We start from the raw sequence: 21,400 nt of genomic DNA, 5'->3' as shown, positions 1-21,400 counted from the left end.
TTACCCCCTCCGCACCTCCGCGTTCGGCGGCACGCGCCCGGAGACGGTGACGCCGTCGCCGACGCGAGCGCCGTCGCCGACCACGGTCCCCTCGTCGAAGACAACGCCGGCACCGGCGCTGGCGTTGTCGCCGACGACCGCGCCGAGATCCACGTCCTCGTACACCGTCCCGTCGACGATCACGTCGGCCGGGCCGCCCGGCACCGTCGCGTTCGGTCCGACCGTGGCGTTCTCGGCGACGACGCAGTCCCGGAGCACCGCGCCGTCGCCGATCGTCGCGTCGTCGAAGGCGACGACGTTCGAGAGGACGGCGTTGGCCCCGACCGAGACGTTGTCGCCCAGCGCGGTGCCGTGGCGGACCGTCGCGTTGGCACCGATGCGGGTGTTCGACCCGATCCGCACGTCGTCGGCGACGTGTGCCCCCGGCTCGACCGATCCGTGCTGTGTCGCGTCCGCCGTCTCGTCGAGTACCCGGGCAGTCACCTCGGTCACGTCCCACAGGTACGACACGTCGACCCAGAGCCCCCGGTAACGGAGGCCGCGGACGGTCCCGCGGTCGACGAGTTCCTCGATCGCGGACGTGAGCGCGAGTTCGCCGGTCGGGCCGACGTCTATCGCACGGATCGCGTCGAACACCGAGCCGTCGAACGCGTACACGCCGGCGTTGACGATGTCCGAGGGCGCTGCCGCGGCGCGGGGCTTTTCGGTGATCCCGACGACGCGGTCGCCGTCGAGCGTGACGACGCCGTACTCGCTCGGCTCGTCGGCCCGCGTCAGCCCCAGCACCGTGTCGCCGGTGTCCGCGCGGGCCTCGACGAGTTGCTCGACCAGGTCCGCGGTGATGATCCGGTCGCCGTTCAACACGAGGAACTCGTCGTCGATGCGCTCCTTCGCCTGCAGGACGGCGTGGCCGGTGCCGAGCTGTTTCTCCTGGACGGCGTACTCGATGTCGACGCCCCAGCGGTGGCCGTCGCCGAAGTACGTCTGGATGCGCTCGCGCTTGTAGCCGACGACGAGGACGACCTCGTCGATGCCGGCGTCCGACACCGCCTCGACGACGTACTCGAGCAGCGGCTGGTTCGCGATCGGTACCATCGGCTTGGGCCGGCGGTTCGTCAGCGGTTCGAGCCGCTGTCCCTCGCCGGCCGCCAAAATGACTGCTTTCATATCGAATCCCCTCTGTCCTCCATCACCGCCTCGCCGGGGCGGGTCATCGCCCCCGCACCGAGCTTCGTTCCGGCGTTGAGGCTGGTGTTGATCCCCGTCTTGGCCTCGTCCCCGAGGACGACGCCGAGCTTCCGCCGGCCGGTGTCGACGCGTTCGCCCTTCACGGTCATCTTCACGTTCGCGTCGTCGTGCCGGAGGTTGGCGACGGTCGTCCCAGCGCCGAGGTTAGCGTCGCGGCCGACCACGGAGTCGCCGACGTACGACAGGTGGCCGGCTGACGCGCCGGCCATCAGGATCGAGTTCTTCACCTCGACGGCGTTGCCGACGCGGACGTCCGGGCCGATCACCGACGCACCGCGGACGTAGGCGTTCGGTCCCACGTCCGCGCCGGACTGGATTATCGCCGGCCCCTCGACGTACGCGCCGTTCCGGACGCGAGCGCCATCTTCGACCACGACCGGCCCCTGCAGGGTCGCGCGCTCCTCGACCTCGCCGTCGATCCGGCCGTCGAGGTCCGCGAGCGCCGCCTCGGTCGCGTCGAGCAGTTCCCACGGCCGCCCCACGTCGAGCCACCGGCCGTCGTGCTCCACGACGGCGACCTCGTGACCGTCGTCCAGCAGCATGCCGAGCGACTCGGTGATCTCGTACTCGCCGCGCTGGCTGAGCGTCGTGCGGTCAATGTACTCGAAGATCGCCGGGTCGAAGGCGTACAGCCCGAGGTTCGCGAGGTTCGACGGCGGGTCCGACGGCTTCTCGACGATGCTGGTCGCGCGGCGCGTGCCGTCGTCCCGACTCCCGTCCAGCCCGACGACGCCGTACGACGTGGGGTCGTCGACGCGCATCGTCGCTATCGTCGTGGTGCCGGTGTCGGCGAGCCGGTCGACCAGTTCGGGGTCGAACACCACGTCGCCGTTCAGCGCGAGGAAGCGCTCGTCGACGTGCGGTTCGGCCTGCCCGATCGCGTGGGCGGTGCCCAGCTGCTCGTCCTGCTCGACGTAGTCGACCGGCAGGCCGCGGAACTCCCGTCCGACGTGGTCGCGGATCGCCTCCGCGTGGTACCCGACGACGACCACGTAGCCGTCGACGGCGTCCGCGCAGGCGTCCATCACGTGCTCCAGCATCGGCTTCCCGGCGACGGGGAGCATCGGCTTCGGCCGGTTCGCGGTCAGCGGGCGCATCCGCGTCCCCTCGCCGGCGGCGACGACGACCGCCTTCATCGTACCATCTCCCGGACCGCGCGGTCGACATCGTACTCCGCCTCGAAGCCGATCTCGTCGGCGGCTTCCGAGGTGTCGACGGTGAAGTCGCCGACCTCCGTCTCGCTCTCGCGGGGGTTCTCGACCATCTCGATCGGCACCTCGTAGCCGCGTTCCTCGGCGACGATCGACTGGACGGCCTCGGCGATGTCGAGGATGCTCCGGTCGTCGCCACTTGCGAGCGTGAACGTCGTCGCGCCCGGGTCGCTCCCGACGAGTTCGTCGAGCGAGAGCGCGTAGGCGCGGGCCACGTCCTTCACGTGGATGAAGTCCCGCGCCTGGGTGCCGGGTTCGTGAACGGTCAGCGGCTCCTCGTTCAGCGCCTTGTCGACGAAGATGTTGATCACGGTGTTCTTCCCGATCTCCCGGCCGTTCAGTTCGTGATGGCCGTACAGGTTCGACTTCACGTACACGTGGGCCGGGAACTCGCCGTCCGCGAGCTGGTGGACGTCGTTCTCGGACAGCGCCTTGCTCCGGCCGTAGAAGTTCAGTGGGTTCCGCGGGTGGTCCGCGGAGATGGGGAACTCGACGGGGTCGCCGATGATCGCCATGCTGCAGGGGAACACCATGGGCGTCCCCCACTCGCGGCAGAGCCAGGCGACGTTCTCGGTGCCGCCGACGTTCACGTCGAAGGCGTACTCCGGGTCCTCCTGACAGTCCGGGACGCCGCTCACCGCGCCGAGGTGCATCACGGCGTCGACGCCGTCGAACGCCTCGCGGAGCGCGCCGCGGTCGCGCACGTCGAGTTCCTCGACCCGTCGGCCGTCTATCGACTGTACGTCGCCGACCGAGAAGTCGTCGACCGGCACCACGTCGTGGCCCTCGTCAAGGAGGACCTTCGTGACGCGGGAGCCGATGTAGCCCGCTGCTCCGGTCACGCCGACCGTGTGGGTTTCCGTCGTGTCCGCTGTCATGTATGCTCTCTCATCGTGAAGTCTGATAGTCGTTCGGTGTTGGCGAACCGCTCGGTCAGGTCCCGGACCCCCTTCCGGAGCGAGAACTCGGGGACGAAGTCCCGTTCGGCCATCCGGTCGAACGTGACGCTGTAGGAGGGGCCGGGGTCTTTCTCCTCCAGATAGTCCGTCTCGACCGGCTTGCCGACGACCTCCGCGACGGTGCTTGCGATCTCCTCGATCCGGTAGTTGTCCTCGCCGACGTTGTACCGGCCCTCGGGCCAGTCGAGCGCCGCGGCGAACGCGCGGGCCGTGTCCTGCACGTGGAGGAACGGCCGCCAGTTCCGGCCGTCCCCGTAGACGGTCAGCGGCTCGTCCATCACCGCGCGGAAGGCGAAGCTGTTGACGACGAGATTGAACCGGACGCCGGGACTCCAGCCGTAGTTCGTCGCCAGGCGGAGCGCGACCGTCTCCACGTCGGCGTCGAAACAGGCCTCCTCGGCCGCGAGCTTCGACTCGGCGTAGGGGTTACCGGGGTCCGTCGGCGAGTCCTCGTGCAGGTCCGTCTCGTAGGTCTCGCCGTACACGTTGCAGGAGCTAGCGAGCACGACCCGGTCGACGCCCGCGTCCTCGGCGGCCGACAGCGCCGTCTCCGTGCCGCCGAGGTTCACGTCGAACGTCTTCTCGGGGATGTCGTGGGTCTTGGCCGCGCCGGTGATCGCCGCGAGGTGGATCACGGCGTCGACGTCCGCCATCGCCTCGTGGACGGTCCCCTCGTCGCGCACGTCGCCGCGGACGAAGTCGACGGGCGGGGCGTCGACGAGGTTCCGGGGCGACGACAGCGAGAAGTCGTCGAGCACCCGCACCTCGTGGCCCGCGTCGGCGAGCACCGGCAGGAGGGCGCTGCCGACGTACCCCGCGCCCCCGGTGACGAGGACGTTAATCGAGCAACACCTCCGGCAGGAACCGGTCCTCGCGGGCGGTGATGCGGTCGCGGTGGCGCGTCAGCGTCGTCAGCACGTCGCGGACGCCCGCTTCGAGGGACTGCGGTTCGCCAACGAGTTCCTCGAAGCGCTCGTTCTCCATCTCCATCTGGTGCTCCTCGTCCTCCTCGCGGGGGTTCTCGACGTGGGTGATCTCCACGTCGAGGTCGAACTCCTCGCCGACTTCCTGGATCGTCTCGGCGAGTTCGACGATGGCGACCGGCCGGGTCACCTGGTTGTACACGTCGACGCCCTCGCCGTCGTGGCCGTCCTCGACCAGCGTGGCGATGCTCTCGACGGTGTCGCGCAGGCCGACCATCGGCTTGCGCTGCTCGCCCTTGCCGTAAACGGTGAGCGGGTAGCCCGCGACCGCCTGCGCGCAGAAGCGGTTGACGACCGTGCCGAAGTAGTAGTCGAAGTCGAAGCGCGTCGGGAGGCCCAGTTCCTCGGTCTCGTCGGTCTCGGTGCCGTAGACGATGGCGGTCCGGAGGTCGCTGACCGGCTGGTCCCACTGCGTGTTCGCCAGCCGGGCGTTCGCGTTGTCGAACGACTTGGTGACGTGGTACCATGAGCCGCCCATCGCCGGGAACGGCACGTCGTCGCGCTCGCCCTGGTTCTCCATCGTCGCGCCGCCCTCGGGGATCGGGAACTCGGGCGCGCCGTAGACGCCGGTCGTCGTCGTCTCGATGAAGTGAGTGTCGTCAAGCCCCGCGTCCTTCAGCCCGTGGAGCAGGTTGACGTTCATCGAGAGGTTGTTGCGCTGCGTGTACAGCGCGCGCTCGCCGTTGATCTGGGAGTACGGCGCGCTGGGCTGGGCCGCCGCGTGGACGACGGTGTGGGGCTCGTGCACGTCGAGCAACTGCTGCACTTCGTCGCGGTCCGCCAGATCCGCGTACACGAAGCTCAGGTTCGGCTCCGCCGCGTACCGCGTCTCGGGGTCGTCGACCGGGACGGCGGAGACGCTGCCGACGTCCTCCACCCAGTCGCGTCGCGCGAGGTTGTCCACGCCGACGACCCGCTCGTCGAGTCGTCGTGCCAGTCGAAGCGCTGTCGGCCAGCCGACGTAGCCGTCGGCACCGGTGACGAGAACCGTCATAGTTACTCAGAATGTGAGTAACTGATGGCATAAGCCTTTTGTTCGGATCGGGAGGGGTCGGCAGCGGGAGCGCCGCGGCTACCGCCCGGACGGAGCCACGAAAAAGCCGGAAACAGCCCGTTCAGCCCGGATACTCGGCGAGGCTCTCGTGGTCCCACACGAGGTCGAAGTACCGCTGCATCCCCGCGACGAACGACCCGTTCTCGGTGATCGCGGCCTGGCGCTTGTGGTTCGGCACGTCCCGCTCCTCGACGAGGAAGATGGCCTTCCCGGAGTCGTACGACGCGCTCGGGTCCGCGAAGGTCCCGCGCCAGGGGAGCCGTTCCTCGGAGAAGCGAATGCCGACTTCCGGGTACTCCGCGGCGATGCGGTCGACGATGTCGGCCTGCGTCTCGCGCTTCGCCTCGGGCAGGTGTGTCGGGTGGAGAAAGAGCACGTCCACGTCGACGCGGTCGGCCGCGTCCGCGAACGCCGGCTCGACGGCGTCGAAGTAGGCGAAGCTGTTCGTGATGACGTTGACTCGCTCCTCGGCGTCGGCGTAGAGGGTCCGGGTCTCGGACTCGCTTGGCTCGCCGACGTCGACCACGTAGAACAGCTCCGCCGTGGGCGACGTGTCCTCGTCGGCCTGCTCGTAGCGCGGGCGGAACTCCGCGAGGAACTCCTCGCGCAGGTCCTCCACCTCACGACACCGGCGCTCGTACTCCTGTCGGCGGTTCTCCTTGACCCGTTCGAGTATCTCCGCGGGCGACTTCGGCTGGTACTCCTTCGGCCGGCCCGGGAACACCTTGATGTAGCCCAGGTCGGCGAGCGAGTCCAGCACGCCGTACACCCGCGCCTTCGGGATACCGGTCGCCTCGGCGATGTCGGGCGCGGTCGTCCGACCGGCCGTGAGCAGATGCGACAGCGCCGTCGCCTCGTACTCCTTCAGGTCGAGCCGTTCGAGGAGGTCCGCCGGTTCGCGCGTGGCCATTACCGGCCCGTTGCGCCCCGAAGCACGTAAATGGGGTGTTGCGCGAGTCGACGGCGCGGCTCCCAAAAGCTTATGGCGGCCGCCGTCAATCGGTTACTCACGAACTGAGTAACTATGGTCGACGGGACAACCGAGGACGAGGGCGAGGCGTGTGGCGTCGACGACCACCTGGACGGCGTCAACGACGGCTGTGGCTGCACCGAGATCTGGGAGCACCTGAGCGAGCGCCGCGAGGCCGCCGGCGACTGACCACGGCGTCCCGCACGACCCGACGCCGGCAACGCTCGGCCCCGGCCGAAAGCAAACCTTTTGCGCCTCCCTCGTGGAGTCCCTGTCAATGGCGGACTACGGGGACGTCTGCGTCCTGATCCCGACGCTGAACGAGGCCGCGACCATCGGCGAGGTGATCGACGGGTTCCGCGAGCAGGGGCTGGAGAACGTCCTCGTCGTCGACGGCGACTCGTCGGACGGCACCCGTGACATCGCTGCCGAGCGCGGCGCTCGCGTCGTCGTCCAGTCGGGAACCGGGAAGGGACAGGCCGTACAGGAGGGGATCGAACTCGTCGAGAACGAGTACGTCCTGATGCTGGACGGCGACGGCACCTACCGCCCGGAGGACGCCCCCGCGATGCTCGAACCGCTGCTCGCCGGCGAGGCCGAGCACGTCATCGGCGACCGGTTCGCCGACATGGAGGCCGGCGCGATGACCCGGCTCAACCAGTTCGGCAACGGGATCATCGACCGCGCGTTCCACTTCATCCACGGCCAGGAGAACTACGACATCCTCAGCGGCTACCGGGCGTTCACCCGCGAGTCGGTCGAGCGGTTCAGGCTGAACTCGGAGGGCTTCGGCATCGAAACGGAACTGGCCGTCGAATGCGTGAAACACGGCGTCGAGATGGCGGAGGTGCCGATCACCTACCTCGCGCGCCCGGAGGACTCCGAGACGAACCTGCACCCGGTCTGGGACGGCGGGACCATCATCCTGACGCTGTACCGGCTGGCGAAGACGAACAACCCGCTGTTCTACTTCGGAAGCGTCGGCGCGACAGGCGTGGCTATTGGCGGCGTGATCGCGGCGTACGTCGGCGTCGAGTGGTTCACGCGCGGGATAAGCCACGAGGTCCTCGCGATCGTCGCGGCGTTTTTCCTCCTGTTTGGCGTCCAGTTGCTCATCTTCGGCGTCCTCTCGGACATGATCGTGACGCTCCACCGCGACCAGATGCACCGCCTACAGCGGATCGAAACCGGGCGGGGCGTGGGGCGCGGTGAGACCTCGGCCGCCGAGCGCGGGACTGGGCAGGGCGGCGCGGAACACGGCGTCGACTCGGAGGGGGTAACGGACGCCGGGTCTGAAGCGACGCGACCGGACCAGTCGACGGCCGAACACGAGGCCGGACCGCCGGACCGCTAGAAGGGAACCATCGCCCGCAGTCGGTCGAGCAGGCTCATGGGCGACGATCGCCGGTTCTCGAACACCGGATGCAACTCGTTTAACAGGTCCTGCTCCGAGTCGAACTCGTGGCGGTCAGTCTCGTCGATGGCCTCGGCGAGCGCGACGGTCCGCCCCTGGGCGTCGTACGGCACCTCGTCGTCCAACGCGTCGACGAGGTCCGTCCTCGTCGCCGGGAACGTCACGTCAGCCGCGTCGAGTCGGGCGTCGACGGCGGCGATCCCGAACTCGATGGCGTCCGGTTCGTCGCTGTCGTTCGCTGGCGGCCGTACTCCCATATCGGTCGGATCCGATTGTGGGAGCAAAAAACCCCGGCGGACCGGCTCCGGCGTGCCGAGGCAGTCCCGGCCGGCGGCGTGGTCGCAAAGCCTTTCGGTCGACCGGCCCCACTTCGGGTATGACCGAGTACACGACCGTCTCCATCCCGAAGGACCTGGCCGAGCGGGTCGACGAGACGATCGAGGGGACCAGCTTCCAGAGCACGAGCGACCTCGTCCGGTTTCTCCTCCGGAGCATCGTCATCCAGCACCAGCAGCAGGGCGAGCTGACCGAGGCCGAGTTCGACGAAATAACGTCACAGCTGCGCGACCTCGGCTATCTGGAGTAGCGCGGAAGCCGAGCGCTACGGGAGCGACTCGTGGGGGGGCTCGGCGTCGACGACGGTGAGGTCGCGGCTGCGACCCCGCCGGTCGAACGCCGCGAGGTTCGCCTCCTCCCACGGCGGGACCGCGACGAACACCGCCTCGTGGAGGTCGTCCGTCCGGGAGACCGCGAGATCCCCCTGCGGGTGCGAGACGAACCGCCCCTGCGTCTGCCGCGAGGGCGTCGAGAGGTCGACCCCGAACACGGCGTCGACCGCCCCGCCGCTGTCGGGGAGGTAGAAGTCCGTGAACACGGGCGCGTCGGCCGGCAGGCGCTCCGCGCCGCTGAGCTCCCCCGCCGGCGTGACAGCGAGGTTCGCCGTGACCTCGCCCGGCTCAGCGTCCCGGGCGAGTTCGAGCAGAACCTCGACGAGGCCGCGCGTGACGTAGACCACGGCTCCCGTACGGCCCCCGTGGTGAAATGTGCATCGCCGGGGCCGGTCGTATTCGGCGGAAACGGCCGCTTACCCGGCGGACAGTCGACCTCTACCGTAGTTTGCTAGCGTATAACAAGGTCCGGGCGGGCCGACTGACGGGGCGTGCTGGTCGTGCTCGCCGTCGCCTTCGCCTGGCTGTTCGCGCTGGGGGTGCTCTGGGCGCTCGTCTACGCCGCCGGGAAGCGCGAGGCCGCCGGACGTGGGACCTGATCGCCCGCCGGAGCGAGGAGGCTCGTTTCGACGGCCGGAGGAGAACGGCGGATCCGAAGGCGTTTTGTCCGGCGCGTGACGGGAGTTGCGCATGGATAGCGCCACGCTCGTCGCGCTCATCGCGGGGATCCTGCAGGGTATCTTCGAGTGGCTGCCGATCTCCAGCGAGGGCAACGTCGCCGTCTTCCTCACCGCGGTCGGCTCGTCGCCGGACGCCGCCGTCCAGTTCTCCCTGTTCCTCCACGTCGGGACGGCGCTGTCTGCGACGGTCTACTACCGCGACGAGTTCCGCGACGCGCTCGCCGTCGCGCCGGAGTGGCGACCGGCGACTGCCTTCGGCGACGAGACGGCCGATCTGTCCTTCGTCGTCGTCGCGACGCTGGCCTCGGTCGGCTCCGGACTCGTCGCCTACCTCGCGCTCGACGGTCTGGTCGGCGAACTCACCGGCGGCGCGTTCATCGTCGTCGTCGGACTCCTGCTGGTCGCGACCGGCGCGTTCCAGCGCTTCGCCGGCGAGCGGGCGCTCGGCGCGCGTGACCTCCCGGACCTCGTCGACGCCGTCCTCGTGGGGACGCTTCAGGGGATCGCCGTGTTGCCGGGCGTCTCGCGCTCGGGGACGACCGCCGGCGCGTTGCTCCTGCGGGGCCACGACGGCCCGGCGTCGTTCCGCCTCTCCTTTCTGCTGTCCGTCCCGGCCGCGTTCGGCGCGGGCGCGCTGACGGTGCTTGACGAGGGGGGCATCCCGAGCGTCGCTCCCGGCCCCGCGCTGATCGCGGTGGTCGCCGCCGCCATCGTCGGCTATCTCACCATCGACGCGCTGATGCGCGTCGTCGAGCGCATCGACTTCTGGGCGGTCTGTGTCGGCCTCGGCGGCCTGGCGATGCTCGGCGGCGTCGCGCTGTGGATCTGAGGCGAACGCGACCCATCGGACTATCGAACCGAAGCGTTCATTCGCAGCGCGTCGGCAGTCGACGGTATGTTGCCGTGGCGTCGCGCGGCCGTCGGAGTCGTCCTGCTCGCCGCAGTGCTTGGACTCTGCGTCCACTTCGACGCGACCGAGGAGCGGCGCTGGGACTCCCCGACGGAGGACGAACTCGCGGCGGACTACGACGCGCACGTCGGCGAACGGGCGCTCCTGTTCGGCACCGTCGAGCGTATCGACCGCGACGCCGGCACCGCGACGGTCCGCGTCGAACACGACGGCGGGGAGTTCACGATACGCCTCCGGTCGGTCCGGGCCGACGTAGCACCCGGGGGCCTCGTGCAGGCGTACGGACGGCTTGGCCCGGGGCGGACCATGACCGTCTCCGAGACGGTCGTCGTCGAACGCGACGGCGGGGCGGCGCTGTACAAGTACGCCGTCTCCCTCGTCGGCGCGGTCGGGATCCTCGCGCTGTTCTTCCGGCGCTGGCGGGTAGACGTGGCGACGCTGTCGTTCGTGCCGCGCGAGGGTGAGACCGTGACGTCCGGACCGACCGCCGACGAAGCGGGGGGTGCCGACGATGCCTGACCTGCTCTCGCACGTCCTGCTGGCTTACGCGGTTCTCACCGTCGCGAGCTGGCGGCTTAACCGGCTCACGGACGAGTGGATCGCGGTCGGCGTCGCGGGGGCGGCGATCCCGGACCTGATCAAGGCCGAGCTGCTGGTCGACTCGGCGGTCGTGAGCCGTGCGATCGGCGTCCCGTTCGACGTAGAAGCCATCGGCACGCTCGGCGGCGTCCTGCTCGTCGCCGGCGTCATCGCGCTCGCGTTCGGCCGGCGGTGGCGGCCGGCGTACGCCGCGCTGGTCGCCGGCGGCGGGGCGTCGCTCGTCTTCGACGGTCTCCGGGCGTACGCGGACGGACGGGCGAGCTTCTGGCTCTACCCGATCCCCTGGCGACCGCCGACGCCGAGCCTGTACGTGTCGTCCGACCCCGCGGTGCTGGCCGCGGCGGCGCTCGTCGCCGGGGGGGTCGCGGTCGCGGACCGGCGCGTCGGCGAGTCGGCCGACCGACCGCCGGGCGGGCGAACCGGCGAGTAGTTGGTTTTATGCTGATGTGAACTCTCGCCGGGAACATGACCGACGCTCGTGAGGAGGCCGCCGCCCTCCTCGCGGACCGCCCCGAACTCGAACCCGCTCTCCGGGCGATCCACGAAGTCGACGGGGGCGAGGATACGTGGACGTTCGACGACGTGCCCGTCGACTCGGGGGCGTTCGGCGAACTCGTTTCGCGCGGCATCGTCGAGAGCGCCGGCGACGAGTACCGGCTCGCGGACCGCGACGCCGTCGCGGCCGTCCTTGACGGCGAGGAGCAGACGACCGACGACGCCAGTGGAACGGGCGCGGGAACGGCGCTCGACCTCGACGCCGTCCGGACCCGACTGCCGACCGTCCGCCGCGACGCCGCCGCCGGGCTGGCCGCGGCGCTCGCGCTGGTCGCCCTGTTCCGGCTGTTCGCCTACCCGAGCGTGTTCCGCAACGGCGACATCGTCCTGCTCGCGAACGACCCGTACTTCTACCGCCACTGGCTGCTCCAGCTGTCCGCGAGCGACGCCGGGGCGTTCGCCGTCCCGGAACACCTGATCGAGGAGGAGCCGCTCCTGACCGCGGCCCTGTGGACGGTCGCGAGGGCGGTCGGCGGCGACGCTCGCGCCGTCGACCTCACGCTGGCGTGGTACCCCGTCGTCGCCGCGCTGGTGACCGGACTGGCCGTGTACGGGGCGGCGCGGCGGCTGACTGGCGACGCCCGCGTCGGCGTCGCCGCCGTCGGGCTGCTCGCCACGACGCCGGTCCACGCCTACCGCTCGGCGGTCGGCTTCGGGGACCACCACGCGTTCGACTACATGATCGTCGCGGTGACGCTGTACGCGCTCGTCGCGCTTGCGGCGGTCGACAGGGATCAGTCGCTTCGAGAACTCGTCGCGGCCGCCGCGCCATGGACGGTTCTGTTCGCCGCGGGCACTGCAACGCAGGTACTCGCCTGGAACGCCGGGCCGCTGCTGGTGCTCCCGGTCGGCCTGTACGTCCTCACCCGTGCCGCGGTCGACCTCCGTGCGGGACGGTCGCCGCTCCGGACGCTGGGTCCGGAACTCGCGGGGGTCGCGCTCGCGACGGTCGCGGTGTTGGTGGCACACGAGACGGGTGGCTGGCACGCCGATTACGTGGCGTACACCCCTGCGTTCCTGCTTGCCGGGAGCCTCGCGGTCGTTCTCGTCGCCGAGGCGGGCCGGCAGGCCGGGCTGTCGTGGCGCGTGACGGGTGGCGGACTCGTCGCAGCCGTGGGGGCCGTGTTCGCCGGCGCGTGGCAGGGGTTCCCGGTGTTCCGGACGGAGTTCCGTCAGGAGGTCGAAAAGCTCGTGCTGACGCCGGAGCAGGGCGACATCGTCGAGTTCCAGTCGCTGTTTCAGTCGGACCTCGGCGGTCCAGTCGCGCCGGTTTTCTACTTCGGGCTGGTGCTGTTCCTGGCGCTCCCGTACGCGGCGTGGGGCGGCTGGATGGCCGTCTCGCGGGACCGGGCGGAGTGGCTCGTGGTCGCGACGTACACCGCGTTCCTGCTGGTGCTGGGCGTCCTGCAGGTCCGCTTCGCCGGGGCGCTTGCGGTGCCGGTCGCCGTCCTCGGCGGCCTCGGCCTTGTCCACCTCGCCAGCGTCGTCGACCTCGCACGCAGACCAGCCGTATTCGGCGGCAGGAGGGAACGTCGCGGCGCGCAGTCCGTGACCGACACCGGGACGCTCCGTGGGGACGGCGCGGGACGAGCGTTCGACCTCGGAGGTATCGACGGGCGAACCGCCGGGCTGCTGGCCGCCCTCGTCATCCTCGTCGCCGGCCTCGGCGCGGGGCTGACGCCGGCGCTCACCGCCGACCTCACACACAGCGAGGAGTCCTATCGGGCCGCGACCTGGATCGGCGACGACGCCGACGAGCGCGGGCTGGCGACGGACGACCGCTACGTGTTCAGCCGCTGGGACCGCAACCGACTGTACAACGCCTTCGCCAGCGGGCAGTCGGAGTCCTACGGCTACGCCCGAGCGAACTACGACGGCTTCCTCGTCAGTACGAACGCATCGACGTGGTACGAGCGACTCGACGGGCGGGCGGCGTACGTCGTCACGGAGGACATCGAGTCGGGGGACGAGTTCGACGACGAAACGCTGTACGCCACGTTACACGAGCGCTACGGGAACGGAACCGCCCACTACCGCGCCGTGTACGCGACCGACGGTGGCGAGCGGAAGGTGTTCCGCCCGGTGCCGGGCGCGACTGTGAGGGGTGTGGCGTCTTCGAACGGGACCGTGACGCTGTCCCGCGAGGTCGACCTCGGCGGGACGGCGTTTACGTATCAGCGGACGGCGGCGGTCGAGAACGGCACGTTCGCCGTCACCGTCGCACACCCCGGCGAGTACGCGGTCGGCAACCGGACTGTGACGGTGCCGGAGCGGGCCGTGGCGAACGGCACTGCCGTCGCGGTGAACGGGACGGTAGCTGTGTGAGCCCGCGGGTTCCGAGTGGCCGCTTTCGAGCCGCAACGATAGGTTTTGAGTGACCCCGGGGAGAAACCCACGCAAATGCCGCTTATCGACGATGACGGGAACCTGTTCGGCCGGGTGAACGTCGTCGACGCGCTGGTCGTCCTGCTGGTGGTCGCCGTCGTCGCCGCGGGCGCGGCGCTGGTCATGGGGGGCGGTGGGTCAGCTGATGCGCCCGCCAACGAAACGACGAACGGGAGCGCGGCCGACGGGGAGCCGCCCGGCGAGCGCGCCGTCCGGTACGCGACGGTGGAGCTCGGCACACAGCCCGAGCGCCTCGCCGAGCGCATCCACGCCGGCGACGAGGTCGCGGTCGGCGGCGCGAACGCGACGGTGACCGACGTGCACGTCTCGCCCGTCGACGGCGGCGCAGCCACGACGCTCCGCATGCGACTCGACGGCCGGGCGATCGCGGACGGGAACCGCACCGCGTTCCGATACGGGAGCGGCAACCTCACCGTCGGCGACGGACTGCGCCTGCAGACGCCGGAGTACCGGGTCAACGGGACGGTGTCGGCGCTCGTCGCCGACGGCGAGTCGGTCGACGCCGGCGAGACCGACATCGTCCTCGACGCCACGGTTCCGGTTGAAGCGCTCGACGCGATCCGTGCAGGCGAGGAATACCGCGTGGCCGGCCGGACCGTCGGCACCGTGCAGTCGGTGACCACGTTCCCGACCGGGGACGACGCCACGCGGCGCGTCCGGGTCGGCGCGTCGCTGGCGACGCGGACGGAGGGCGAGCGAACGACCTTCGGCGGCGCGCCGCTGACGATCGGTCGGAGCGTCTCCCTCGGCCTCGACGCCTACACCCTCTCCGGGACCGTGGTCCACCGCGGCGCGACGACGATGCCCGGCGAGCGCGGAACGACGACGGTCGTCGTGGAACAGCGGAACGTCTCGCCCGCGGTGGCGGAAGCGACGGCCGTCGGGATGACCGAGTCCGGTGGGGACGGACCGCGCGCCCGGATCGTCGACAGGCGCGTCGAGCCGGCGACGGTCGTCCTCACGAGCGACGACGGCGAGATCCACCGGCGCGACCATCCCGAGAACAGGGACGTGTCCCTCACCGTAGAGCTGGAGACACGGACAGCGAACGGCGAGGCGTACTTCCACGGCTCGGAGCTACGGACGGGGAGCGGCGTGACGCTCGACTTCGACCGCGTCCGCGTCGAGGGAACGGTGACCGAGTTCGTGGACTCGACGGCGACCGACGAGACGGGGCGTTCGGAGTCGAGAACTCGCTGGACGGACGATGCCGGTGGTTCGTGATGCCGGGCGAAACCGATTCCCGCGGACTGCTCGACCGCCTGGCGGCGGGGTACGACGGGTCCGCAGTCCGGGCGGCGGCAGCCGGAGTGGCTCGTCGGGCACGGAGCGTCGCCCGGACGGCCGGTCGCTGGGTCCGCGGGTCGTGGCTCTACCGGTGGCTGACCGCCGAACCGGACCCGGAGGTGATCGTCATCGACCTCCGCGAAACGTACACGGTCGGCCCGTTCGTTCGGCTTCTGGACCGCATCGTCCCGCCGATCGCTTCGGTCGTCCGGAACTCCCTCACCTGGCGGTTCGTCGTCCGGACTGTCGACGCGGTAGAACGGGTAGTCGAACGGTCGTCGCTCCTCCAGCGCGTGGGGGCGGCGCTCGCTCCGCCGGAGCCACCGGCGACGCAGGCGGCGCGGGACCCGGACGACGAGGTGGGCGAAGCCGAGGACGCTTCCCCTGAGCGAACGGAGAACCGGGACGCGTCGGGCGGCGAGTAGTCACCCGGCGACGGTCACATCGAATGCAGGGCCGCCGCGACGCCTATACCGGGAGCAGATCCCGAACCGTCCCCAGGTAGAGACCGGGCGCGTTCCGCCGGGAGTTCCGGAGTGCGTCGTCGAGGGCCGCCCGCGCGTCGGTCGTGATGCCCTCGCCGTGGCCGACGAGGACGCGGTCGACGGACAACCGCCCGAGCGCCTGCCGCGGGGGGAACGCCCGGAGCATCGGGTGAACCCCGAGGCGCTCGCCGTCCGCGAGGAAGTAGTCGACCGTGCCGACCGCTTCCGGAACGACGAGCGTGCCCGAATCCGCGTCGAACAGCGCCACCTCCGTCCAGATCGGGTTGTCGACGACGGGGATCGTCCGGTAGCCCGTTGCACCGAGTTCGTCGCCGAACGTGGTCGTGGGCGCGTCGAGGTCGGACGCCACGTCGCGAAGCTCCCGCGGGAGCGCGACCGACACGTCGTGACGGCGGGCGATCGCCGCCGCGTCGCGCTTGTGCCGGTCGAGCAGGACGACCGTGCCGGCGACCTCCCCGAGCGGGGCGACGATGTCGTCCAGCCCCTCGCAGTCGACCGGGTCGACGAGCCACACTCCTTCGTCGGTCGCCAGCGCGTGGCTCGCGCGCTGCATCGTCTCGTCGGGGGAGGCGATCCACCCCAGGCCGCCGTCCCAGCTATCGATCTCACGCGGCTCCGTCGGGCGACCGTCTGCCTTCATCGGCATATCTACGAGCAAGGCCCGGACGGACATAAGCGGTCGTCCCGCGGAACCGGGTTCGAAGGCCGACGCTGACCGGCGGGTCGGCGGCCCGGCCGCCGGTCGCCGGGGGACCAGCGTGTCGGCGGGGTTGCGGTTCGGCCATCCGGTCTAGCGTACGTTACTAAGTTCCTCCCGAACAATAATGCAGTATGCTCGACGCCCTCCGGTGGCTCGCACTCGAAGTCAAGTCCCTCGACCGGACCCGCGGGTTCTACGCCGGGACGCTGGACCTGCCGGTCCGCCGGTCGGACGACCGCGAGGTCGCGCTCGGTACGGGCGACGCCAGCCTGATCCTCCGACGGCCCCAGGCGATACCACGGGGCGGGCTCCACACGCATTTCGCCTTCGCGATCCCCCACGAGGAGTACGACCAGTGGTACGACCGACTCTCGCGGAGCTACGACCTCGTCGAGCGGGAGTTCGGGACCGCGAAGTCGCTTTACCTTTACGACCCTGACGGGAACTGCGTCGAACTCGGCCAGCGGGACGTTTCGGGGAAGGGGATCGGCGGGATCTTCGAGGTCGTGCTGGAGGTGTCCGACCTGGAGCGCGCCACGACGTTCTACACGTCGCTGGGGTTCGAGGTCACCGATCGCGGGGAGGATCGTCGCCGCGTTCGGCTCGGCGGTCCCGTCGACCTGGAGCTGTGGGAGCCCCAGCTGGGGATCGCCGACGGCCGTGGCGGCGTTCACGTCGACCTCGGGTTCGCGACGGACGGGAGTCCGGGCGTGGCCGTCGACGCGGTGCTCGACCGCGCGTCGAAGGTGACGATGATCGACGACGACGTTCGGATCACCGACCCCGACGGCCACCACCTGACGTTCAGTTGAGGCCTGTCGGCAAGAGCGGCGGTCAGTCGGGGCGAGTCGGCAGGAGCGGCGGTCAGTCGGGGCGAATCGGTAGGAGCGGCGGTCCGGCTACCGGTCCGGTTCGTCAGTCCACTCGGACATCCGGCCGTCTTCCAGCAGGATCTCGCGGACGATGTCGGGGTCCTCGATGAGGCGGTTCTTGAGCGTGACCCCGCCGGCGAGGCCCTGGTTGAGTTTCTCCACGTCGACGATGCCGAGGAACGCCTGCTCCTTGAGGATGTCCCGGAAACGGCGCTCCGAGAGCGTGTCCATGTCGATCGCGTCGCAGATGACGCGGTACTGCTTGAACACTTCCCGGGTGGGGAACGCCTCAGTGTCGTTGTTCAGGGAGAGTTCGGCCAGGGCGAGCAGGGCGGTCTTGGCCTGCGTCGGTGCGCCGTCGATGAGTTCGCGGAAGCGGTCCTTCTCGGCGAGCTGCTGGGCGTCGCGGACGTGCGCCTCCGTGACGGTGTCCGAGCCGTTCTTGTACGCGATCTTGCCGGCGTGCCGGAGGATGTCGATCGCCTTGCGTGCGTCGCCGTGTTCCTGTGCGGCGAAGGCGGCACAGAGCGGGATCACGTCGTCGGTGAGCACGTCCTCCTGGAACGCGTCGGCCCGGTTGCGCATGATCTCGCGGAGCTGGGTCGCGTCGTAGGGCTGGAAGAACAGTTCCTTGTGCTGGAGGCTGGACTTGACGCGCTCGTTCAGGTTCTCGGCGTACTGGATCTTGTTCGAGATGGCGATGACGCCGATGTGGCAGTCGACCTTGTTCGCCTCCTCCGCGCGGGAGAGCTTCATCAGCAGGTCGTCGTCGGCCATCAGGTCGACCTCGTCCAGGATGACCATCATCACGTCGTAGCGCCGGTCGAGGATGTCCCAGAGCCGCTTGTAGTACTTCGACGTGCTGAGGCCGGTCTGCGGGACGGCGATGTCCGTCGCCCCCTCGTCGTTCAGCGTCTTCGCCAGCGACGAGACGGCCTGCGTCTCGGTGTTGTCCTCGGAGCAGTCGAGGTAGGCCGTACCGACGGCCACGTCGTCCTCCGCGAGGTCCCGCGCGCGGCCCATCACGTACTTCGAGACGAGCGATTTCCCGGTCCCGGTCTTGCCGTAGACGATGACGTTGTCGGGCGAGTACCCCTCGATAGCGCCGCGAAGCTGCTCGGCGAGGTCGCGGATCTCGTCGTCCCGACCGACGATCCGGTCGGGTTCGGGGACGTGTCCGATGCTGAGGAGCTGCTTGTTGGCGAATATCTGGTCCTCCTGCTCGAACACCTCCTTCGCGATGTCTGCCGACTCTCGACTTCCCATCGTAACGGTCGTTCGAGGGGTCGGGCATAAGTGCCGTGGTTTCGTCCACCCCGCGTTTCCGATGCTTCGTCCGGCTATCCCGGCGCTGCTGGGAAGTGTGAGTGAATCGCTCGGACTGTGATCGACGAGCGCCGTGATTCGCGAGTCGAACTGATGGACCGTGTTTGCCTATCACTCACCCCGGGCTTCCAATGCTATCGGCGTTCGTTTCCGGAGCGTGCGGCAACGGTTTGCACCCACCCCACGTTTCCGATGCTTTCAGGAGCCTCCATACTGCTCCGTAGCGGTCGGATCCGTGTGGGACACCGGTGCACCCACCCCACGTTTCCGATGCTTTCCGGGTGGAGAACCGTCGGGGCAGTGTTGCAGCGAGGCCAGGCAATGTGGGAGGGGATCCCTCAGGACTCGACCGGTCAAGACGATCGGTCAAAATGAAGTCGAAACTTGAAGTCGAAACTAGATCAGTTACCCACAGGATCTGTTACCTTATTCATACTTAACTAGACGACTAGGCTAGTGGACAGTTTGTAGCAACCTGTGTAAAAACTTTTCTGAATAATATGCAGATTACTCAAATGAGCACGGGAAACAGCCGCGACCGACGACAACCGATGCGCCTGACCCCTCACAGGCATCTCTCCTTCCCACCGATAGCATTGGAAACCCGGGGTGTGTGTCTCCACTCCCACCGCGAAATCAGATCAGCTCAGTATCTCGTTGAGCCAGTATTCACGCTGCGGGGAGGATGTGGGGAACTACTGTCCGAACCAAATCGACGAGCGACTCAACCCAGCCGGTCCGTGTCGATCCGGACGCCGGAAGGTGCCACAAGCAGGAACCCCCGGAAATGGACCAGTTCGCCGCCGGCGTCTTTCACGTCCCGCGCGAAACCGGCGGCGAGTTCGTTCACGTCGCCCTCGACGTTCAGCACGAGCACGGCACCCGACTCGACCGTCTCGATCCACTCCTCGTCCGGCGTCGTGCCGTCGAGCCTGCCGAGTTCGACCCGGGAGGAGCCCTCCCCGTCCTCTTCCTCCTCGATGTGGTCCTCGACCGCCCTGAGGTCGAGGCTGAAGTCGCCCATACACCCCCGGTAAACCTCAGCCGAGAAAAATCCTCGCCTCTCGACGGTCTCCACGCGGTTCCCGATAGTACCCAGTCACCCCCCCGGGTCTCCCCCGCCGGTCGAATGTGAAGCCGTTCGACGTGCGTGCGGAACCGTCTCGCGTACATGCGGAGCCGTTCGCCGTCGGTCAGTCGCCCCGTCGCAGTCAGTCGTCCCGGTATTCCTTGCGGAACCCGCGGAACTCGGTGCGATGAGCCTCCTCGTCGGCGAGGATCGTCACCGCGTAGTCCTCCGTCACGGGGTCGTCGGCTTCCTCGGCGGCGTGGATGAGCGAGCGGTACGTCTCGATCGCGTCCTCCTCGGCCTCCAGTACGCCCTCGATCACGGAGAGGACGTTCGTCGAATCCTCCGGCGGCTGGAGGCTCTCCTGTCTGGCCGTGAACTCCATCGAGGCCGGCGGCCGCTCGTCGAGTTGCTTCAGCCGTTCGCCGAGCATCCGGGCGTGGTCGAGTTCCTCCTGAATGTCCGTTTCCAGGCTCCCTTTGACCTCCTCGGCGCTGACGCCGTCCAGTACGATGGAGTTGGTCAGGTAGTTCATGACGGTCTCTATCTCGTCGCCGTACGCCTTCTTCAGCAGGTCCGTTACCTCTTCGTTGGTCATACGCGCTAGCGTTGGACGGCCAGCGGCTTATGCTCCCGCCCGAACGGGGACCGTGGGAAGCGACGACGCGCTCGACACCCCGTCACCATTCCAGCACCACTCGGCGCGTCACCACTCGGTCACCACTCGGCGAACGCCCCGCGGCCGTGGTCGTACACGAGGATCCCGGCGAACGCCGCGATCCCTGTAAACGCCGACGCCGCACCGACGTAGAACACCCACTGCATGCCAACGCCGCCCATCAGGAGGCCCCCGCCCATCGGCGCGAGGACGCTTCCCGGGCGCCAGACGAGTTCACGGATCCCGAAGCTGCTTGCGATGCCGCCGTTGTCGCTGCCCTCGTCGGCAAAGAGCGCCATGCTCGCGGGTTCGCGCAGGCTGTCGGCGACGCCGAGCAAGCCGTTGAGTGCAACCAGCGGGAGAAACGCCGGCCCGAGCGCGCCGAGCAGCGGGAGCGACGCCGGAACCGGCAGCGCCGCACCCAGTGCGGGGGAGAACGGCACTGCGAGCGCGACGAGACCGTACAGGCCGCCGCCGACGAACACGAACCACGCCCGCCCGATCCGGTCCGAGAGCCGACCGGTGAACGGCTGGCAGACCATGTTGGTGAACTTCTCGGCGGTGATCACGACGCTGACGGCGACGGCGCTGTAGGCCAGACCGCCCCGGGCCGCGGATACGCCCGCGTAGATGGGGACCCAGGTCCGGATGAGCGTCACGGAGAGGGCATACTGCGCGCGGAAGCTCGTGATCGTCAGGATGCGGCGGTTCAGGGCGAGGTCGGTGAAGGGGAACCCTCCGACGGTCGTCTCGTCGGGGTCGATGAAGAGAAGCACCCCGAGAAACGCGGCGGTCACGAGCGAGACGAGTACCGAGAACACGGCGTCGAAACCGTACGCCTCGTAGAGCAGGCCGGCCGAGAGCGTCCCGGCGATGGCAGCGGCAAAGCGTGCGGCGTTCGCGGTCCCGATGTAGTTCGCCCGCTGGTCGGCCGGGGCGAGCTGGCCCACCAGCGCGAGGCTCATCAGCCCCGCGCCGGTGACGGCGATGCCCTGTAGACCCCGGGTCGCGACGAACCCGGCGCTGGATCCCACAAACGCGAAGGCGGCGTACGTGGCCGCACTGAGTCCCAGACTCACGAGCAACACGAGCCGCTTGTCGTGTCGGTCACCCGCCCACGCGAAGGGGACGACCGCGACCGCCTGTGCGAGCGTCAGCCCGGTCGTGTACAGGCCGATCACGAACCCCGAAGGGTCGAACAGGTCGATGTAGTCCGGTAGCAGTGTCAACAGGGTCGCCAGCCCGAACCCGCTGGCAAAGCGGGCGAGGTAGAGCGCGTAGAACTGTCGCTTTGCCGTGGTCACCCGGGTTACTCTCGGGAGAC

General features: G+C 69.3%; 23 protein-coding genes. 10 read left to right on the top strand and 13 right to left on the bottom strand.

Features of this window, described 5'->3' with window-relative positions:
- From glmU (D8896_RS07155) to D8896_RS07130, 6 genes are all read right to left on the bottom strand, one after another.
- Positions 1-1,167 (bottom strand): bifunctional sugar-1-phosphate nucleotidylyltransferase/acetyltransferase, encoded by a 1,167-nt coding sequence (gene glmU, locus D8896_RS07155; RefSeq protein WP_121821408.1) that lies wholly within the window; start codon positions 1,165-1,167, stop codon positions 1-3.
- A complete protein-coding gene (glmU, locus tag D8896_RS07150; protein WP_121821407.1) occupies positions 1,164-2,384 on the bottom strand; it encodes a bifunctional sugar-1-phosphate nucleotidylyltransferase/acetyltransferase in 1,221 nt (406 codons plus the stop codon). The genes glmU (D8896_RS07155) and glmU (D8896_RS07150) overlap by 4 nt, the downstream gene beginning before the upstream one ends.
- Positions 2,381-3,337, bottom strand: coding sequence for an NAD-dependent epimerase/dehydratase family protein (locus D8896_RS07145; protein ID WP_121821406.1), 957 nt, complete (start codon positions 3,335-3,337; stop codon positions 2,381-2,383). Before D8896_RS07145 ends, glmU (D8896_RS07150) begins: the two co-directional genes overlap by 4 nt.
- Positions 3,334-4,260 carry an NAD-dependent epimerase/dehydratase family protein gene (locus tag D8896_RS07140; RefSeq protein WP_121821405.1) on the bottom strand — a complete coding sequence of 309 codons (927 nt, stop codon included), beginning with the start codon at positions 4,258-4,260 and terminating at the stop codon, positions 3,334-3,336. The genes D8896_RS07145 and D8896_RS07140 overlap by 4 nt, the downstream gene beginning before the upstream one ends.
- Positions 4,256-5,395 (bottom strand): NAD-dependent epimerase/dehydratase family protein, encoded by a 1,140-nt coding sequence (locus D8896_RS07135; RefSeq protein WP_121821404.1) that lies wholly within the window; start codon positions 5,393-5,395, stop codon positions 4,256-4,258. Before D8896_RS07135 ends, D8896_RS07140 begins: the two co-directional genes overlap by 5 nt.
- Before the next feature lie 121 nt (positions 5,396-5,516).
- Positions 5,517-6,365: a TrmB family transcriptional regulator gene (locus tag D8896_RS07130; protein ID WP_121821403.1), complete on the bottom strand. Its 849-nt coding sequence runs from the start codon at positions 6,363-6,365 to the stop codon at positions 5,517-5,519.
- Positions 6,366-6,479: 114 nt separating this feature from the next.
- Here D8896_RS07130 and D8896_RS19980 point away from each other — a divergent pair, with 114 nt between their 5' ends.
- Positions 6,480-6,614 carry a hypothetical protein gene (locus tag D8896_RS19980; protein WP_259372642.1) on the top strand — a complete coding sequence of 45 codons (135 nt, stop codon included), beginning with the start codon at positions 6,480-6,482 and terminating at the stop codon, positions 6,612-6,614.
- 88 nt (positions 6,615-6,702) lie between these two features.
- Entirely contained in the window at positions 6,703-7,779 is a 1,077-nt protein-coding gene (gene aglJ / locus D8896_RS07125; protein ID WP_121821402.1) for an S-layer glycoprotein N-glycosyltransferase AglJ, read from the top strand.
- Here aglJ and D8896_RS07120 read toward each other — a convergent pair.
- The gene (locus D8896_RS07120; RefSeq protein WP_121821401.1) at positions 7,776-8,096 is read right to left on the bottom strand and encodes a DUF5789 family protein; all 321 of its coding nucleotides are present in this window, start codon (positions 8,094-8,096) and stop codon (positions 7,776-7,778) included. The genes aglJ and D8896_RS07120 overlap by 4 nt on opposite strands.
- A 119-nt stretch (positions 8,097-8,215) precedes the next feature.
- On the opposite strand from D8896_RS07120, the gene D8896_RS07115 reads away from it, so the two are divergent.
- Positions 8,216-8,425: a ribbon-helix-helix domain-containing protein gene (locus tag D8896_RS07115; protein WP_121821400.1), complete on the top strand. Its 210-nt coding sequence runs from the start codon at positions 8,216-8,218 to the stop codon at positions 8,423-8,425.
- A 15-nt stretch (positions 8,426-8,440) separates the two neighbouring features.
- Here D8896_RS07115 and D8896_RS07110 read toward each other — a convergent pair whose 3' ends face one another.
- Positions 8,441-8,854 carry an MPN domain-containing protein gene (locus D8896_RS07110; protein ID WP_121821399.1) on the bottom strand — a complete coding sequence of 138 codons (414 nt, stop codon included), beginning with the start codon at positions 8,852-8,854 and terminating at the stop codon, positions 8,441-8,443.
- A 343-nt stretch (positions 8,855-9,197) separates the two neighbouring features.
- Here D8896_RS07110 and D8896_RS07105 point away from each other — a divergent pair, with 343 nt between their 5' ends.
- From D8896_RS07105 to D8896_RS07080, 6 genes are all read left to right on the top strand, one after another.
- The gene (locus D8896_RS07105) at positions 9,198-10,016 is read left to right on the top strand and encodes an undecaprenyl-diphosphate phosphatase (RefSeq protein ID WP_121821398.1); all 819 of its coding nucleotides are present in this window, start codon (positions 9,198-9,200) and stop codon (positions 10,014-10,016) included.
- A 66-nt stretch (positions 10,017-10,082) separates the two neighbouring features.
- Entirely contained in the window at positions 10,083-10,616 is a 534-nt protein-coding gene (locus tag D8896_RS07100) for a hypothetical protein (protein WP_121821397.1), read from the top strand.
- A complete protein-coding gene (locus tag D8896_RS07095; protein WP_121821668.1) occupies positions 10,609-11,127 on the top strand; it encodes a hypothetical protein in 519 nt (172 codons plus the stop codon). Before D8896_RS07100 ends, D8896_RS07095 begins: the two co-directional genes overlap by 8 nt.
- Positions 11,128-11,162: 35 nt before the next feature.
- Positions 11,163-13,577: a hypothetical protein gene (locus D8896_RS07090; RefSeq protein ID WP_121821396.1), complete on the top strand. Its 2,415-nt coding sequence runs from the start codon at positions 11,163-11,165 to the stop codon at positions 13,575-13,577.
- Positions 13,578-13,652: 75 nt separating this feature from the next.
- Positions 13,653-14,882, top strand: coding sequence for a DUF4330 domain-containing protein (locus D8896_RS07085; protein ID WP_121821395.1), 1,230 nt, complete (start codon positions 13,653-13,655; stop codon positions 14,880-14,882).
- On the top strand, positions 14,882-15,370 hold the full coding sequence (locus D8896_RS07080) for a hypothetical protein (protein ID WP_121821394.1): 489 nt from the start codon (positions 14,882-14,884) through the stop codon (positions 15,368-15,370). The genes D8896_RS07085 and D8896_RS07080 overlap by 1 nt, the downstream gene beginning before the upstream one ends.
- Before the next feature lie 43 nt (positions 15,371-15,413).
- On the opposite strand, the gene D8896_RS07075 is transcribed toward D8896_RS07080, so the two are convergent.
- Positions 15,414-16,097, bottom strand: coding sequence for a hypothetical protein (locus D8896_RS07075; RefSeq protein WP_121821393.1), 684 nt, complete (start codon positions 16,095-16,097; stop codon positions 15,414-15,416).
- Between the two features lie 185 nt (positions 16,098-16,282).
- On the opposite strand from D8896_RS07075, the gene D8896_RS07070 reads away from it, so the two are divergent.
- Positions 16,283-16,963 (top strand): VOC family protein, encoded by a 681-nt coding sequence (locus D8896_RS07070; protein WP_121821392.1) that lies wholly within the window; start codon positions 16,283-16,285, stop codon positions 16,961-16,963.
- 87 nt (positions 16,964-17,050) lie between these two features.
- Here the strand turns inward: D8896_RS07070 and D8896_RS07065 are convergent, their stop codons facing one another.
- From D8896_RS07065 to D8896_RS07050, 4 genes are all read right to left on the bottom strand, one after another.
- Complete coding sequence (locus D8896_RS07065; RefSeq protein WP_121821391.1) at positions 17,051-18,289, bottom strand: Cdc6/Cdc18 family protein; 1,239 nt, start codon at positions 18,287-18,289, stop codon at positions 17,051-17,053.
- A gap of 784 nt (positions 18,290-19,073) precedes the next feature.
- Positions 19,074-19,373, bottom strand: a complete 300-nt coding sequence (locus D8896_RS07060) for a DUF5779 family protein (protein WP_121821390.1) — start codon at positions 19,371-19,373, stop codon at positions 19,074-19,076.
- A 187-nt stretch (positions 19,374-19,560) separates the two neighbouring features.
- Entirely contained in the window at positions 19,561-20,016 is a 456-nt protein-coding gene (locus D8896_RS07055) for a ferritin-like domain-containing protein (protein WP_121821389.1), read from the bottom strand.
- Positions 20,017-20,135: 119 nt separating this feature from the next.
- Entirely contained in the window at positions 20,136-21,380 is a 1,245-nt protein-coding gene (locus tag D8896_RS07050; RefSeq protein ID WP_121821388.1) for an MFS transporter, read from the bottom strand.
- Positions 21,381-21,400 lie beyond the last annotated feature (20 nt).

The organism is Halostella salina (assembly GCF_003675855.1).
GTDB classification, from domain to species: Archaea; Halobacteriota; Halobacteria; order Halobacteriales; family Natronoarchaeaceae; genus Halostella; species Halostella salina.
Note: the sequence above shows the minus strand (reverse complement) of the source record. Positions and strands in the feature narration are given on the sequence as shown.

What these genes read in the sequence shown, in the direction of transcription:
- aglJ (WP_121821402.1), top strand. Translation starts at nt 6,703, where the DNA reads ATGGCGGACTACGGGGACGTCTGCGTCCTGATCCCGACGCTGAACGAG.
- D8896_RS07130 (WP_121821403.1), bottom strand. Translation starts at nt 6,365, where the DNA reads ATGGCCACGCGCGAACCGGCGGACCTCCTCGAACGGCTCGACCTGAAG.
- D8896_RS07065 (WP_121821391.1), bottom strand. Translation starts at nt 18,289, where the DNA reads ATGGGAAGTCGAGAGTCGGCAGACATCGCGAAGGAGGTGTTCGAGCAG.
- glmU (WP_121821407.1), bottom strand. Translation starts at nt 2,384, where the DNA reads ATGAAGGCGGTCGTCGTCGCCGCCGGCGAGGGGACGCGGATGCGCCCG.
- D8896_RS07120 (WP_121821401.1), bottom strand. Translation starts at nt 8,096, where the DNA reads ATGGGAGTACGGCCGCCAGCGAACGACAGCGACGAACCGGACGCCATC.
- D8896_RS07060 (WP_121821390.1), bottom strand. Translation starts at nt 19,373, where the DNA reads ATGGGCGACTTCAGCCTCGACCTCAGGGCGGTCGAGGACCACATCGAG.
- D8896_RS07070 (WP_121821392.1), top strand. Translation starts at nt 16,283, where the DNA reads ATGCTCGACGCCCTCCGGTGGCTCGCACTCGAAGTCAAGTCCCTCGAC.
- D8896_RS07080 (WP_121821394.1), top strand. Translation starts at nt 14,882, where the DNA reads ATGCCGGGCGAAACCGATTCCCGCGGACTGCTCGACCGCCTGGCGGCG.
- D8896_RS07105 (WP_121821398.1), top strand. Translation starts at nt 9,198, where the DNA reads ATGGATAGCGCCACGCTCGTCGCGCTCATCGCGGGGATCCTGCAGGGT.
- D8896_RS07100 (WP_121821397.1), top strand. Translation starts at nt 10,083, where the DNA reads ATGTTGCCGTGGCGTCGCGCGGCCGTCGGAGTCGTCCTGCTCGCCGCA.
- D8896_RS07075 (WP_121821393.1), bottom strand. Translation starts at nt 16,097, where the DNA reads ATGCCGATGAAGGCAGACGGTCGCCCGACGGAGCCGCGTGAGATCGAT.
- D8896_RS07085 (WP_121821395.1), top strand. Translation starts at nt 13,653, where the DNA reads ATGCCGCTTATCGACGATGACGGGAACCTGTTCGGCCGGGTGAACGTC.
- D8896_RS19980 (WP_259372642.1), top strand. Translation starts at nt 6,480, where the DNA reads ATGGTCGACGGGACAACCGAGGACGAGGGCGAGGCGTGTGGCGTCGAC.
- D8896_RS07090 (WP_121821396.1), top strand. Translation starts at nt 11,163, where the DNA reads ATGACCGACGCTCGTGAGGAGGCCGCCGCCCTCCTCGCGGACCGCCCC.
- D8896_RS07145 (WP_121821406.1), bottom strand. Translation starts at nt 3,337, where the DNA reads ATGACAGCGGACACGACGGAAACCCACACGGTCGGCGTGACCGGAGCA.
- D8896_RS07135 (WP_121821404.1), bottom strand. Translation starts at nt 5,395, where the DNA reads ATGACGGTTCTCGTCACCGGTGCCGACGGCTACGTCGGCTGGCCGACA.
- D8896_RS07055 (WP_121821389.1), bottom strand. Translation starts at nt 20,016, where the DNA reads ATGACCAACGAAGAGGTAACGGACCTGCTGAAGAAGGCGTACGGCGAC.
- glmU (WP_121821408.1), bottom strand. Translation starts at nt 1,167, where the DNA reads ATGAAAGCAGTCATTTTGGCGGCCGGCGAGGGACAGCGGCTCGAACCG.
- D8896_RS07095 (WP_121821668.1), top strand. Translation starts at nt 10,609, where the DNA reads ATGCCTGACCTGCTCTCGCACGTCCTGCTGGCTTACGCGGTTCTCACC.
- D8896_RS07115 (WP_121821400.1), top strand. Translation starts at nt 8,216, where the DNA reads ATGACCGAGTACACGACCGTCTCCATCCCGAAGGACCTGGCCGAGCGG.